Source organism: Halovenus anhuiensis, from assembly GCF_037080055.1.
In the GTDB taxonomy this organism is placed as follows: Archaea; Halobacteriota; Halobacteria; order Halobacteriales; family Haloarculaceae; genus Halovenus.
Genome location: NZ_JBAOJI010000001.1, coordinates 162,109 through 177,569, shown reverse-complemented (window position 1 = coordinate 177,569; position 15,461 = coordinate 162,109). Strand labels below are relative to the sequence as shown.

Genomic DNA, 15,461 nt, shown 5'->3' with positions numbered 1-15,461 from the left:
CACTCACACTGGATTACTAAGCACTTTGGTGATGCACCGCCCGACGAGGGCCACGTGACTGAACAGGCGGGGCTTTCCTGCTGTGCCGCGAGCGCCAGTGTTATTTTTCTCAGCGCCGTTCTATGTTATGGTATGTCACAACAAAGTGTCGAGGAGGAACTGTACGTGGATCAGTACACGGTCGGACTCGTCGGTCCGGACCAGGAGTGGGCCGGGACCGTCGCTGACGGGGGAACAGTCAAGACGTACACACCGCCGGGTTGCTGGGGACCGATGGTTACACCTTCGTTTCGCGGCGGCCACGAGGTGACACGGCCGATCAGAGTCGAAGGGGCCGAAGTCGGTGACGCCGTGGCGATCCACATCCGTGACGTGGAAGTGACGAGCATGGCGACCAGCACGGGATCGATGGCCGAACGCGAGGAAGCCTTCGGCGACGACCCGTTCGTCGACCACAAGTGTCCAGAGTGCGGGACGACGTGGCCCGACTCCGTCGTTGAGGGAACGGGAGAAGACGCGATCAAATGCGCCGAGTGCGGGGCAAACGCCTCTTCATTCGGCTTCGAGTACGGCTACACGGTCGCCTTCGACCACGAGAATGCAGTGGGGCTAACACTCGACAAGGACGGCGCGCACGAACTCGCCACCAACGCCGAGGAAGTGATGGACATCCCCGAGAACTCCCGCCAGCACCCGATTTTGCTGTACGAACCCGACGGGATGCCCGGCACACTCGGCCGTCTCCAACCCTTCATCGGCAACATCGGGACCACGCCCTCGGTGACGATGCCGGACTCGCACAACGCAGGTGACTTCGGCCAGAACCTCATCGGGGCGGACCACGACTACGGCGTCGAAACCGAGGAAGACCTCGAAAAGCGCACGGACGGTCACATGGACATCTCGGAGGTTCGGCCGGGCGCGACGCTGATCTGCCCTGTGGATATCGAGGGCGGTGGGGTCTACGTCGGTGATCTGCACGCGAATCAAGGCGACGGTGAACTGTCGCTGCACACCACCGACGTGAGCGGCACAGTGACGATGGATGTCGAGGTGATCGACGGCCTCGAACTCGATGGGCCAGTCCTACTCCCCAACGAGGAGGATCTGCCATTTATCAGCAAACCGTACAGCGACGAGGAGCGCGAAGCAGGTCGGGGACTCGGTGAAGAACACGGCGTCGAAGTCGACGAAGAGATGGGGCCGATTCAGGTCGTTGGCTCCGGTGCGACCGTCAACGACGCCACGCAGAACGCCTTCGACCGGACGGGCCAGTTGCTCGATATGAGCGAAGGCGAGATCCGAGCGCGGTGTACCTTCACCGGCGGCGTCCAGATCGGCCGACTCCCCGGTGTCGTCCAACTCGACATGCTCGCGCCACTCGATATCCTCGAAGACCGCGGCATCGACGGACTCGTTCGCGACCAATACGATCTGTAGGGGAGGCAACTCCACGCGCGACCCCTGCAATATTGGCTGTGCTCACCACTTTTTTGTGAGATGGTTATAATGGACATTCCATGTACGGTGATCGTACGTGTCACTAGCTGATGCACAACGGCCCGCGACACGACGCGAACGGTATCGGTTGATGGCTGATGCTGCGAGCCGACCGTTCACGGTCGGTGCCGTCGTCTTGCCGCTGGTGCTCCCCATCTTTGGCTACGTCTCGGGCAGCTACCAGCTCATGTTCACCATCCACCTCTTTCTCGGTGCGTTCTGGTTCGGAACGGCCGTCCTCGGTGCGGTGGTGCTCGGTCCTGTCATGGGGAGTCTCTCAGACGAAGCGAACGTAGAGTTCGCCGAGGGATTCGTTCCGAAGATGAACCTCCTCATGGAACCCGTCTCCGTCGGCGTCGTCGGGTCGGGAATCGGCCTCGCCAGCATGCTGGAGTTGTGGGCCTCGCCCACCCCATCGCTGTGGGCTGCACTGGCGCTCAGCATCGCACTGCTCGTCCTCGGTTTCGGGCCGCTCCATTCTTTCACCTCCGGAATGTTCGACGAACTCGCAGCCGAAGAGACCGACCACGAACGACTCGCTGCCCTGAACAAAAAGTACGGCATGCTGAGTCTGATCGAACTCGTGTTGATGGTTGCTGTCGTCGCCACGATGTCTGGCATCCGGTGGGGCTACTGAAACTGGGCTTCGCAGCAGCTAACCTTCGCCAGCGCGAACCCGGTCTATGAAACTCTCCGCGGTCGATCTCTCTCCGGTCCCCGAAGACGGAACGGCGACTGCTGCCTACGAACAGACCGTCGAGACAGCACAGCAGGCCGAACGACTCGGATTCGAGCGGTTCTGGGTGGCCGAACACCACGGCATGGCCGAAACACTTGCCGGGACGACACCCGAGGTGTTACTCGGCCATCTCGCCGCGAAGACCGACTCGATCCGACTCGGCTCCGGGGCCGTCCTGCTCAACCACTACAGTCCGTTCAAAGTCGCAGAGCAGTTCGGCACGCTCGACGCGCTGGCACCGGGCCGAATCGACGCGGGCCTCGGTCGGGCGAACGGATCGCCGGCCGCCGACCGTGCTCTCGGAACCAGCCGCCGAGTCCAGAACCCCGACGAGGACCACGCCGAGAAAATCGAGGCGGTCGTCACCCACCTCTACGACGAATACCCGGACGGACACGCCTACAGTGACCTCGAACTACCTCGCTCCGGCGAGGAACCACCCGTGCCGTGGGTGCTCGGGTCGAGCCCATCGAGCGCGGCGATCGCAGCAAAACTCGGTCTTCGATTTTGTTTCGCAGCGTTCATTCGACCTGAACTGGCCGTCCAATCGTTCGAGACCTACCGCGAGCAGTTCCAGCCCTCCGAACTCGGCGGCGGGATCGACGAACCGGACGGGATGGTTGCGGTGAACGCCGTCTGTGCCGACTCTGACGAGGCAGCGGCTCGATTGCGAGCGGTGGCCGAGGCCACCTACAAGCGGATGCAACGCGGCGTCGTCGGGACGAGGCCGTCCGTCGAAGAAGCGATTGACGAACTGGGATCGGTCCCCGACCCGACACCCGCCACGCTCGACGAGGGCGAGTGGCCGCGAGCTATCTCCGGGAGTCCAGAGACGCTCGCGGGACTGCTCAATCAACTGGCTGATCGTGTCGGCGTCGACGAGGTGATGATTCAGCACGTCGTCACCGATCACGACGAGGCCCTGCGCTCGCACGAACTGCTGGCAGACGGAGTCGGACTGACCGAATCTGAACAGGACTAGCGGGAGATGAAAGGTATTAGTCCCCGGAAGACGGCCACATAGCTATGGATCAGGCACTGGGTCCACCAGAGAAGATGGCCGACCGGCGCGAGGATCTGACGCCGATGATGGCCCAGTATTTCGAGCTTTGTGAGCAGTACGACGAGGCGCTCGTTCTGTTTCAAGTTGGAGATTTCTACGAAGCCTTTTGCGAAGCAGCGGAGACGGTTGCGCGCACGTGTGAGATCACGCTCACCCAGCGCGAGGACTCCACCGGCGAGTACGCGATGGCCGGGATTCCCATCGAGAACGCCGAATCGTACATCGACCGCCTGCTCGACGCAGGCTTTAGAGTCGCTGTCGCGGATCAGGTTCAGGATCCCGAGGAGACGACCGGCGTCGTCGACCGTGCAGTGACGAGAATCATCACGCCGGGGACGCTGACCGAAGACGAACTGCTCGACACCGAGCGAAACAACTACCTCGCCGCGGTGGCCGTCGAGGGTCAGATCGGCTGTGCGGTGCTCGATATCTCGACCGGCGATTTCTACGCAACGAGTGCGAACGACCCAGAGACCGTGGGCGACGAACTCGGCCGATTCGACCCCGCGGAGGTCATCGTCGGCCCGGATGTCCCCGAGGACTTGGTCGACTCCTACACTGTCAGCCCGTTCGAGGACGAGGCCTTCGAGGGGTCGCGAGCGACAGAGAAAGTCGGCGAGTACTTCCGCGCACCGGATCGCCTGCTCGCGACAGACGCCGAGATCAGCGCCTGCGGGGCCGTCCTCGCATACGCGGAGTACGCCCGCGGCGGCACCGAAGACCGACTCGATTACCTCAACCATCTGACCCGGTACGACCCGCGAGAGTACATGCTGCTGGACGCCGTCGCGCTGGAGAGCCTGGAACTGTTCGAGCGGCGGAGCGTCCGCGGACACGGAGAGGCCACACTCGCCGGCGTGCTGGACGAAACCGCCTCTGCGCTCGGCCGGCGCGAACTCGACGAGTGGCTGCGCCGGCCGTTGATCGATCCCGACGCGATCAGCGACCGCCACGACGCCGTCGGTGAACTACGCGACGACGTACGGACACGCGAGCAACTGCACGACCACCTCCGGGATGTCTATGATATCGAGCGACTCGTCTCGCGGATCGGCCGCGGACGGGCCAACGCCCGTGATCTGCGCTCGCTGAAAGCGACACTGGACGTGATCCCGCAACTGCGCGAGGCCCTCGGCGACCCCGAGTGTGAGAAACTGCGATCCATCCGGGAGCGACTCGACCCGCTGGACGACGTGCGGATCTTGATCGACGACGCGATTCAGGAAGACCCTGACCGAGAGATCACAGAGGGTGGAATCATCAAGCCCGCCTTCGACGAGGAACTCGCGGAGTTGCGAGAGACCGAGCGAACTGGGAAAGACTGGATCGACGATCTCGAAGTCACAGAGCGTGAGCGGACGGGCATCGACTCGCTGAAGGTCGGACACAACTCCGTCCACGGCTACTACATCGAAGTGACCGACGCGAATCTCGACCGCGTGCCCGACGATTACGAACGCCGCCAGACGCTGAAAAACGCAGAGCGGTACTACACACCCGAACTCAAAGAACGAGAGGACGAGATTATTCGGGCAGAGACTCGGGCCGACGACCTGGAATACGAACTGTTCTGCGAGGTTCGCTCGACGGTCGCCGACGCCTCGGCGGATCTACAGGCGCTGGCGGCCGTGTTGGCGGAACTCGACGTGTTAGTCACCTTCGCGACTGTCGCCGCCGAGTACGAGTACAGTCGACCGGTCGTCGTCGGTCCGGACGATCCTGCCGTCGAAGGCATCCATATCGAGGCAGGCCGTCATCCCGTCGTCGAGCAGACACAGGCCTCGTTCGTCCCAAACGACACCGCACTCGACGACGACGAGCGCGTCGCCGTCATCACGGGGCCGAATATGAGCGGCAAATCGACCTACATGCGTCAGGTCGCGCTGATCGTGATTCTCGCACAGGCCGGGAGTTTCGTCCCGGCAGAGCAGGCCCGCCTCGAACTCGTCGACAGAATCTTCACTCGGGTGGGTGCCAGCGACGATATCGCCGGCGGGCGCTCGACGTTCATGGTCGAGATGACCGAACTCGCCGATATTCTCGACCACGCGAGCGAGCAGTCACTCGTCTTGCTCGACGAAGTCGGCCGCGGAACGAGTACGGCAGACGGCTTCGCAATCGCACAGGCTGTCACCGAGTTTCTGCACGACGAGGCCGGTGCACTCACGCTCTTTGCGACGCATCACCACGATCTGACAGGGGTAGCCGAATCGCTCGATGGGGCGACGAATCGCTACTTCGAGACGGCACAGACCGACGACGGCGTCGTCTTCGAACACGATCTGACCCGCGGCACCGCCGACGCCTCATATGGCGTCGAAGTGGCGGCCACGGCGGGTATCGAACCCACTGTCGTCGAGCGGGCGCGCGAGGTGCTGGCTGACGAGACTGGACAGCCCCCCGGAGAGACGACACGGGGCGTCAGAACGAACGGCGAGACGACGGGTCGGGGCGAGAGTCCACGCCAGAGTGATTCCGTCGGAGGAAAGCCGAAGGATGAACCGGGATCTGCGACGGGCGGACAGACGGCCGCACATCCACCCGACGGCGAGGGAGCGGACATCTTCGAGGAGATCCGGCAGGCAGATATCGCGACGATGACTCCACTCGAAGCGATGAATCTGCTCGCGACGGTGCAGCGGCGGCTGGAATCACGAGATTGACCGGAATCCCCGGGTATTTTGAGGCAGTGCGTCTACGGGGAGAACGATGGACGACTGGCGTCGGGTCACTGGGACGCAGTTTTTGCAGGCACTGTGGACGATTTTCGCACTGGCGGTCGGTGCTGGCATCCAACTCATCCAGCCGGTCGTCGGCGGACTGCTCCGTCCCGAAGTGTTTCTCTCGCTGAGTACCGTCTGGATCGCCGGGCTGGTGATCATCGCGCTGTACGACCGCCGACACTGGAGTCAGATGGTCGAGCAGTCGTCGTTCAAAACCAACACGGGGACCACGCTGGCTGATCTCGAAACGATCAAAGCCGGCCGTTCGGTCACTGTTCGAACACAGATTCCGGATGTCTTCTCGCAGGCACACATGACGATTCGGACGGCCGTCGAGGGAGTGAGTGCCTCCTTCACCGTCCAGTTTCGATACGTCGGCTCGGGGGGGACCGACGAGGGGATCCAGACCGGCAACGACGCGCTCGATGATGCGTTCGTGATCCGGGGGTCGAAAGAAAATGTCAGCCAGTTGCTCTCCCCCGAGGTGCAGGCGATGCTGATGGATGTCGAGACCATCGGGACGTTCACGATCACCGGAAGCAAAATCGAGTGCGAAGTCCCGTTCACCAGGCTCGAATCGGGAGAACTCGAACAGCTCTCGGCGACGACCGTTGAGCTAGCCGAACGGGTCGAAGAACTCGCTGCCGCCTGACCCCCGGCAGTGACGACGGGGAAGGCTACTTATATATCTGCGACGGACCAACGACGTGATATGAAACTGCGAAACGTCGTACTCGGCGCGGCCGGTGCCGTGGGTGCAACCGCCCTCGTCAATCGCGTGCTGGAATCGCGCGCTGGGGAGTTCGAGCCGTATCTCGACGGCGATCAGGGAACCTACCGCTGGCGCGGGTTCGGCATCAGCTACACCGAACTCGGTGACCCCGCCGACGAGGACCTCCTCTTGTTGCACGGAACCAGTGCCGCGGCGTCGGGCCACGAGTACTATACAGTCGCAGAGACACTCGCCGAGGAGTACCACGTCATCGTGCCGGATCTACCCGGGTACGGCCACTCGGATCGCCCCCCGCTTCTGTATTCCGCGTCCCTGTACGAGGCGTTCGTCGAGGATCTGATCGAGGACTTGACCGACGAGCCGATTGTCGTCGCCTCCTCGCTGACGAACTCCTATGCGGCCGCTGCCGCCCAGAACGTCGAGATGTCCCGGCTGATCTGTATCTGTCCGACCGATTCCTCGATGGGGAGCCGACAGGTGCTGGTCCGCGCGCTGCTTCGCTCGCCGGTGATCGGGACGGGGCTGTACAATCTCATGGTTAGCAAGCCTTCCATTCGCTACTTCAACACCGATCACGGCTACTACGACGCCGAGAACCTGTCGGAGGAGATTGTCGACTACGAGTGGACGAGCGGTCACCAGCCCGGTTCCCGATTCGCGCCCGCCTCCTTCGTCAGCGGCTTTCTCAATCCGGAGGGCTCGCTCGAAGAACACCTCTCGAACGTCGACATCCCGATCACCTTCGTCTGGGGCCGCAACGCCGACGTGACACCAATCTCCGAGGGCCGACAACTCGCCGAACACGTCGACGCCGGACTGATCGTCTTCGATCGAGCGAAACTGCTCCCACACATCGAACACCCGGAGAAGTTCGTCGACGTGGTTCGCGGTGAACTCGGAGAGAGCGAGCGCGAACGAACCGATCAGGTCTGACAGCCCAGGGCAATCAATCGAGGGCGAGCAGGGTGCCGCTGTCGGTCCCGACGAAAATTCCTTCGTCGGCGAGGACTGGCGCAGTCGGGAATCCGTCCGGGAGGGCTCGCTTCCACTGCTGGTTGCCGGAGTCCGTCGACAAGCCCAACAACACTGGTTCCGGTGTCTCGCCGTCGAAGTTCGCATATGGAACGCACAACGTGGTCTCGCCGAGGCTCATGCCCCCGGTAACTTCGGGCTGGGCATCAGTATTCTTCTCGAGCCAGTGGACCCAGTCAGGGCCGCCCTCAACTAGCGAAATCGGTGAGACGGTCCCGCCACCGGTGTAGAGGACTTCTCCGGTCGCGGCCGGCGGTATCGACGCGCTCGACTGGCCGCGGATCTCTCCGCTGTGGTTGTATAGGTACAACCCATCTCGGCGAACAGTCACGATACGATACTCGGTCGCGACGACTGCTTGTGGTCCGAAACTCTCCGCCCGCCACTGTTCGGTCCCGGTGCCCCGGCCGAACGCGAACACTTCGTTGTCGAGCATATCCTGTCCGCACCCGACGTACAGCAGTTGGTCGGTTACTGCGGGTGGAGTGATCACCGCCTCGCCCGCATCGATCCGAGTTCGTACGTCGGCCGAGGGCGCGTCGATGCCGAGCAGCGTTCCGTCGTCCGTCCCGACGTAAACGGTGTCGCCGTACGGTGTCGGATCACCCGGAACCCCCGGGGTGTCGATAGTCCACGTGGTGTCACCCGATCCTTGATCGAATGCACGGAGTTGTCCGTTGCCGGTCCCCACAACGACAGTCTCCCCGACGATGGCCGGACACTTCGTACGGGTATCTCCGAGTGATTCTGTCCAGACGGTTTCGCCAGTTGTCGTTTCGAGGGCGTGTAGCGTTCCGTCCCGCGTAATCACGAAAAGAGAGTCCTCGCCGACGACTGGCTGGCAGTCTACTGCTGCGGGAAGCGTGATCCGCCAGCGTTCGGTCGGGTCGGCAGGAACAGTTGTCTCCGCCGCGACGCCGTCGTTGGCCGGCGTCCGCTGCAAGGAGTGCCACTCGTCGGTCGGGACGGCGGGATTCTGTGAGTCTTTCTCGTCGTCTGTAGAGGGGTTTCCGCCGTCACCTCCGAATATCGAACAGCCAGCGAGCCCTCCGGTGGTGGCTGCTAGTCCGACTCGGAGCAGTGTCCGTCGACGAGCGGTCATGCTGTCCGATCCGTCAAGTCGGGTCCAGTTAGCTGCTACGGTTTCTTTGGGGCTGGTATCTGTGAGTCTGCATCGAGCGATCACAGTTCCAGGCACACGACACGGACCAACGAGCCAGTTCAACCATTGAGAATCTGTGCAGTAGATTTATACAATACTGTACGCGACTTTGTGTAATGGACACGTACAGCAACGCTCTCCTTCATGTCGGGGAGGAGGACGAACTCGTAAACGAGGCCGTGGCGGACTGCAATCTAGGGGAGTCGGTGCAGTCAGTCGAGACGGTTGCGGCGGCGATATCACTGCTCGAAGAAACCCCGGTCGCGGGGGTAGTCGCCGAGATGGATCTTCCCGACGGCTCCGGGCTGGATATACTCGATGCGAGCATCGATGGCCTCGCTTCTGTCCCCATTATCATCGTGACAGGAGAGCGGTCGGATCGGGCTGATGCGGTTGCCGCGGGCGCGGCTGATGTCTACGTTCGTAATGACGGCGACGCAGAACCGGCCGTGCTGGGCCAGCGGCTGACCAACGTCCTCGCCCACCGACAGATACTCTCGGAGGACGCCGGTATGCGATCTGAAACGACGTTGCTGCTCGATTCCGAGGGCCGGATCGTCACGGCGACTGTGGGGACCGGTAGCGTCGTCGAGGCCGAGACGCCGACGGACTTCGTCGGGAACCCTCTCAGTTCCCTGGTCGCGGAAGAAGACGTACGACGGATCGAAGAGTGCTTCGAGCGGATCCTCGATGGCGATCTCGACCGAGAGACACTAACCGTCTCCTTTCGCCAGCATAGCGGAACACTCGTTCCAGCCGAAATCAGGTTCCGAGCCATCCCGGGAGGAGGGGCGAACCGCGTGGTGTGTGCAACAATAGCAGATGTACTTCACAAGTCGGACGCCGAGCAACACTCAACGCCATTGATCGACCTCCTACTGGATACGATCGATGACGTGTTTTATTTGCTGGACACGGATGGTAATCTGATCCGATGGAACGATCATCTCTCTGCGGTCACGGGCTACACCGACAAAGAGATCGACGAGATGGGTCCGCTCGAGTTTTTCGCAGCGGATGATCGTGAGCGCGTCGCGACCACGATTTCAGAAATATTGGAGACCGGTTCGAGCAGCGTCGAAGCGGAGATGCGCACGAAAGACGGCGAACAGATCCCGTTCGATTACACCGGCGCCGCACTGACCGACGCCGAAGGGACGACCCGAGGGATCGTCGGTATCGGTCGTGATATCTCCGAGCGGAAACGGCGAGAACGAGAGTTGCGCCGGTACGAGACGATTATCAACGTTCTCGCTGACCCAGTGTATGCCCTCGATGCCGATGGTCGATACAACTACGTCAACGATGCTTTTCTCGAACACACTGGCTACGACCGGTCGGAACTCGTCGGGAGTCACGTCTCGAAAGTCTTGCCCGATGCCGAGATCGAGCGGGGGCGGACTGTCATTCGTGAACTGCTGGACGACGAGAACAAACAGAGTACCACGTGGGAGATGACCCGCATCACTGCGGACGGAACGGAGATTCCGACCGAGAATCACACGGCCTTGCTTCCCTTCGACGAGGGTCAGTTCCAGGGGTCGGTCGGAGTGATCCGGGATATCTCCGAGCGCAAGCAGCGAAAGCGAGAATTACAGCGCGAACGCGACCGCCTCAAGTCAGTATTCGACGCCGCGCCGTACCCGTTCGTGCACGTCAGCTTCGAGGACGGAGATCCAATCCCGCTGAGGATTAACGATGCGTTCGAGAACAAGTTTGGTGTCGCCGCGAAAGAGGTGGTCGGCTCGTCGATTGATCCACATCTAGTCCCGGAGTCTGAGCAGTCAGAGGCCCGGGAGATGAACAAAAAGATGCGCGCAGGTGAGCCAGTCACCAGAGAAGTGACACGCCTCGCAGCCGACGGCTCCGAGCGGGAGTTTCTGTTCAAGTCGGAAACCGTCTCTAACGAAGACGGGTCCGTCGAGTGGCTCGGCGCGTACATCGACATTACCGAGCGGAAACGACGGATCGAACTACTCGAGCAACTCCGTCAGAACATCACTGACGTGGTCTGGATGACCGACCCCGAAAAGAACACGATGGAGTTCGTAAGCAACGCCTATGAGGAAGTGTGGGGCCGGTCGACAGAGTCGCTACGTGCCGAGCCACAGTCGTTCGTCGAGGCGATACACCCCGCGGACCGCGACCGAGTCGAGCGCGCTCTCGAAACGCAACAGACCGACCCACAACAGTACGAGGAAACCTATCGTGTCGAACGGCCCGACGGCGAGATCAGGTGGGTCCACGACCGAGCCTCTGGCGTCTTCGAGGACGGCGAATTGAGACGGATTATCGGGATCGCGACCGATATCACCGAACGCCGAGAGCGCGAGCGGGAACTCCGGCTCAAAAACCGCGCGATGGACGAGGCTCCAATCGGAATCACCATTCACGAGCTAACAGATTCCGGCTTCCCGATCACCTACGCGAACAGCGGCTTCGAGCAACTGACGGGGCACGAACCGACGGCCATCGAGGGAGGCCAACTGTCGATGCTCGCGGGAGCTGAAACCGCAGATTCGCAGTTATCAGAGCTGAGGGAGGCCTTCGAGGAAGAACGCTCTGCGTCTCTCGTAGCGTTGCTGTACCGGGCGGACGGGGATCCTTTTTGGGGGCGGATCTCGCTCGCACCCGTCGCGGGCGAGGACGGTTCGACGACACATTTCGTCGGATTCCTTCAAGATGTCACGACGATCAAAGAACACGAACAGGAGGTTGCCCGACGCCTCGAAGAGTTCGGTGAGTTGCTCGCCGAGGACCTCAGGATTCCAGTCCAGCAAGCCCAATCCGAGATTGGCTCTGCCGATCTCGAAGCAGCAGAACGCTCGCTCGAACGGGTCGAGGACCTGATCGACGACCTCGTGACCGTTCACACGAGATCTGTCACGTCGAGAGAAGTCGGAGATCGGTTGAACGGAACACTGGACGGGATTGGTGTCAGTGACGATGAGTGAGGGCGCTCAGCGCACCGACCGGACCGACAGAAAACCGCTCGGATCACTCGGAACCCAGTATACTTAACACATCATGGACGAATCCGATGCGACTGTCGCCGTCTTCGAGGACAACAAAACGCGTGCCGAGTTGTACGCACTCTGGCTCGAAGCGTACGACGTCCGTGTCGCCTCCTCGAAGCAGACAGCACAGAAACACGTGGACAGCGGGCTGGCAGTCGCAGTCGTCAACGAGGAGTTCGCCGACGGTGCGGCAGAGACACTCGTCGAGATTATCAGAGCCGAGTCACAGCTGTGTCGAGTTCTGGCAATTCGCCCACGGTCTGCGAGCTTTCCCGAGTTCGAGTCCGAGAGCCATCTCACGAAGCCGGTGTTCGAGGAGGAGCTTCAGGAACACGTCGACCAGTTGCTTTGCCGACGCAACTACCACCAAGCACTGCAGCTCTATTACCGAGCGAGGATGACACTGGTCGCCCGCGAGCGAGCAGAACCGGCCGAAGACGAGGAGATCCAGAGACTCAGAGAGACGGCCACGACGCTGCAGTCCAGGCTCGAGCAGTACCGCGAACGGCTGTCAGATGACGACGTTGCTGCGGTCATGCGCGCGCTCACGCTCGATGCCGAGCGGACTGAATCGAAAGAGGATGTCGACAGTAAATACTGGCCAGATCGGTGCCCGAACTGCAAGGAGGAGTGGGCGGATTCAGAGAACGCCGGCACGCTGAAGCGGATTGCGGCATACGTTTGGCGGTGTACGCAGTGCGGGAACGTCATCATGGAAAACGATCCCAGCCATCAGCAAACACACGTCTACAAGCAGTAATCACCCTGATGCGACGTAGGCGGTTCGGATTGTGGGAGTCTTTTATTAGGAATCCAGACAACTATCTGGCTATGCGCGCGGCACGACTCCACGAGTACACCGAGAACATGGGGGATGGGCTCTCGATCGACGAGATCGACGCACCACAGGTGACAGCCAGCGACGACGTGATCGTCGAGGTTGACGGCGCTGGCTGGTGCCAGACTGACAACCACATCATCGAGGGGATGTGGACCGACTACGTTCCGCAGGAACTCCCGATGACGCTCGGCCACGAGAACGCCGGCACGGTCGTCGATACCGGCGAAGAAGTCAGTCTCGTCTCCGAGGGCGATCAGGTGATCTGTCACCCGGTCCAGACCTGCGGCACCTGCCGCCCGTGTCGGCAGGGCGAGACGATGTACTGCGAGAACGCGGCGTTCAACGGCCTGACGACCGACGGTGGCTTCGCCGATCAGTTGCACACCAGCGAACGGGCCGTCATCCCGCTTCCGGACGGCGTCGACCCGATCGACATCGCGCCCCACGCCGACGCGGGAATCACCGCCTATCACGCCGCGAAAAAAGCGGTCGACGACCTCAATCCGGGGGATACCGCTGTCGTCATCGGCATCGGTGGGCTGGGTCACATCGGCCTGCAGTGTGTCGATGCGATGAGCGCGGCCGACATCGTTGCGCTGGATATCAAGCAGTCGGCACGCGACCTCGCGAGCGACCTCGGTGCCCAGCACACACTCGATCCGTCGTCACAGGATATCGCCGAGGAAATCGACACGATCACCGACGAGCGGGGGGCCGAGCAGGTACTGGATTTCGTCGGTGCAGACGAGACGACCGCACTGGCACCCGATATCACTGCCGCGGGTGGCGATCACCACATCATCGGCTACGGCGGCCACGTCCACGAACCCTCCCAAGCACTGGTCGACGGAGAATTCTCCTTTGTCGGCAATATCGTCGGGCAGTACACCGAGTTACAGGAACTCGTTGCGTTGGTCGAAAACGACTACGTCGACCTGCATACCAGTCGGTACGACCTCGGAGAAATCAACGAAGTGGCGGAGAAACTGGAGCATGGTGAGATCGACGGCCGGGCCGTGATAACGCCGTAGACGAGCCACACCATCGGATTGTCAATATTGTCGATACGTGGTGAGTGGTCAGTAGATGGTGTCCGGGGTGCTATCCGGGTTGACCCGGGGCAGTTCGATACAGAGGATACTAGCCGGTGGAGTCTCAGCAGGAAGCGATATGTTACCGCCGATTGATTCCACAGCCAGGTACACCTGCGCGATGGTGAGGTCGCTCCCGTGTCGCAGCGCTGTTTCTTCTCCATCCCTGATGAGCGAGCAATCGCCAGCAGATAACAGCCGTGTAGTCCCCACTAGCTGGACGACGACGTATTGGTCCTGAACATCGGTTTTGAGTTCGATCTGTCCCTCGCCGGCGTACTCCAGTACTTTCTGTCCGAGACTGAGAATCGGGCGCTCCGCCTGCGCAGGGATTGCGGCAGTCGTTGGGGAATCTGTGGCGGTGACCGACATCTCGGGGAACTTCTCCGACGACAGCTCTCTCAGCGCCGTCATCACCGATTCGGTCTCGACCGCCTTGGCTTCCGTGGCACCGGCTTCGAGACCGGCTCGGATCTGTTTGGCCTGTTCGCTCAGTTCCAGCAGGCTCTGGCTGGCGTCAGCGATCCTTGTGACGGCATTGTTGTCCTCAAGCTCTGGATCACTAATTACGTTGACCCATCCCTGAATAGCATCAATTTTGTTCCGGAGGTTGTGTCGCATGACCCGGTGCAGGATATCCAGTTGCTGTATCCGGTGTCGCCGGTCAGAGATATCGACGCCCGCTACGATTGCTCCCGATACTGTACCGTCTTCGTACAGCGGACGAGCGCATATCTCGACAGGGACGCGGGTCCCGTCTTTGGCACGGTAGACTGCTTCGTGCCCGTCGATAACTTCACCGTTAAGTAGTCGATCGAGCTGCTTCTCGAACGTATCGTCGTTCATGGTGATTGGGTCTGTTGTTCCGATAACAGCCTCGGCGGTGTAGCCGAATGTTTCCTCAGCAGCTTGGTTCCACAGCTCGACAGTTCCCTCAACGTCCAAAACGGCGACAGGGACCGGCAGTACATCGAGCAGTGTTTCGAGCCGAGCGGTCGCTGCTTCGAGCTGTCGTTGCCGTTCAAGCTGCGTCGTTATTTCTCGAAATACTCCGAGAACGACCGAGCGATCATCAATCGTCTTGCGGCAGGCGTTGATCTCGACCGGTTTGTGTTGCCCATCAAAGGACTCGATCTGTATCGGAGTTCCGTCCTGAAGACGATCGACTCGTTCTCCCTCAATCCCGCGCTGGAACGCTTCAGCATAGTCGTCAGCGCGGTCTGACGGATGGAGTTCTAACTGATCTCGGCCGATGAGTGAAATCGGCTGACAGTGAAATAGATCACCGGCGGCAGCGTTCGCATCGACGACTCGCCCGGAATCTGCGTCGGCTACGATGACGGCGTCGGGAATAGTGTCTATGCCGAGACCGAGATTTGACCGAGACGCAGAGTCATCAGACGCGTTCTCATCCTCTGTCCGAGACATGCAACCAACTCAAGGAAGATGAGCAAAAAATCATAACCCTATAATTATTAAATTTGAAAATGGACTGCGGTTTTTGTCCCCTGAGTAACTCAGTAGCCTGTAGTGTTGGCTTCTGTAATTATTAATCAAAAT

General features: G+C 61.0%; 11 protein-coding genes. 9 read left to right on the top strand and 2 right to left on the bottom strand.

The window, feature by feature from the left end:
• Positions 1-132: 132 nt before the first annotated feature.
• From V8P86_RS00890 to V8P86_RS00865, 6 genes are all read left to right on the top strand, one after another.
• The gene (locus tag V8P86_RS00890) at positions 133-1,440 is read left to right on the top strand and encodes an acetamidase/formamidase family protein (protein ID WP_336325349.1); all 1,308 of its coding nucleotides are present in this window, start codon (positions 133-135) and stop codon (positions 1,438-1,440) included.
• Between the two features lie 97 nt (positions 1,441-1,537).
• Complete coding sequence (locus tag V8P86_RS00885) at positions 1,538-2,137, top strand: hypothetical protein (protein ID WP_336325348.1); 600 nt, start codon at positions 1,538-1,540, stop codon at positions 2,135-2,137.
• Positions 2,138-2,183: 46 nt separating this feature from the next.
• Positions 2,184-3,221, top strand: a complete 1,038-nt coding sequence (locus tag V8P86_RS00880) for an LLM class flavin-dependent oxidoreductase (RefSeq protein ID WP_336325347.1) — start codon at positions 2,184-2,186, stop codon at positions 3,219-3,221.
• A 44-nt stretch (positions 3,222-3,265) separates the two neighbouring features.
• Positions 3,266-5,965, top strand: a complete 2,700-nt coding sequence (mutS, locus tag V8P86_RS00875; RefSeq protein WP_336325346.1) for a DNA mismatch repair protein MutS — start codon at positions 3,266-3,268, stop codon at positions 5,963-5,965.
• A 46-nt stretch (positions 5,966-6,011) separates the two neighbouring features.
• Positions 6,012-6,677 carry a hypothetical protein gene (locus tag V8P86_RS00870; protein ID WP_336325345.1) on the top strand — a complete coding sequence of 222 codons (666 nt, stop codon included), beginning with the start codon at positions 6,012-6,014 and terminating at the stop codon, positions 6,675-6,677.
• 60 nt (positions 6,678-6,737) lie between these two features.
• Entirely contained in the window at positions 6,738-7,691 is a 954-nt protein-coding gene (locus tag V8P86_RS00865) for an alpha/beta fold hydrolase (RefSeq protein ID WP_336325344.1), read from the top strand.
• A gap of 13 nt (positions 7,692-7,704) precedes the next feature.
• On the opposite strand, the gene V8P86_RS00860 is transcribed toward V8P86_RS00865, so the two are convergent.
• Entirely contained in the window at positions 7,705-8,892 is a 1,188-nt protein-coding gene (locus tag V8P86_RS00860; protein ID WP_336325343.1) for an outer membrane protein assembly factor BamB family protein, read from the bottom strand.
• A 176-nt stretch (positions 8,893-9,068) separates the two neighbouring features.
• On the opposite strand from V8P86_RS00860, the gene V8P86_RS00855 reads away from it, so the two are divergent.
• The 3 genes from V8P86_RS00855 (at position 9,069) to V8P86_RS00845 (ending at position 13,841) form a co-directional block, all read left to right on the top strand.
• Positions 9,069-11,906 carry a PAS domain S-box protein gene (locus tag V8P86_RS00855; RefSeq protein ID WP_336325342.1) on the top strand — a complete coding sequence of 946 codons (2,838 nt, stop codon included), beginning with the start codon at positions 9,069-9,071 and terminating at the stop codon, positions 11,904-11,906.
• Positions 11,907-11,979: 73 nt separating this feature from the next.
• On the top strand, positions 11,980-12,729 hold the full coding sequence (locus V8P86_RS00850; protein WP_336325341.1) for a response regulator receiver protein: 750 nt from the start codon (positions 11,980-11,982) through the stop codon (positions 12,727-12,729).
• Between the two features lie 71 nt (positions 12,730-12,800).
• The gene (locus tag V8P86_RS00845; protein ID WP_336325340.1) at positions 12,801-13,841 is read left to right on the top strand and encodes an NAD(P)-dependent alcohol dehydrogenase; all 1,041 of its coding nucleotides are present in this window, start codon (positions 12,801-12,803) and stop codon (positions 13,839-13,841) included.
• Positions 13,842-13,889: 48 nt separating this feature from the next.
• Here V8P86_RS00845 and V8P86_RS00840 read toward each other — a convergent pair whose 3' ends face one another.
• Positions 13,890-15,329 carry a PAS domain S-box protein gene (locus V8P86_RS00840; protein ID WP_336325339.1) on the bottom strand — a complete coding sequence of 480 codons (1,440 nt, stop codon included), beginning with the start codon at positions 15,327-15,329 and terminating at the stop codon, positions 13,890-13,892.
• Between the last annotated feature and the right edge of the window lie 132 nt (positions 15,330-15,461).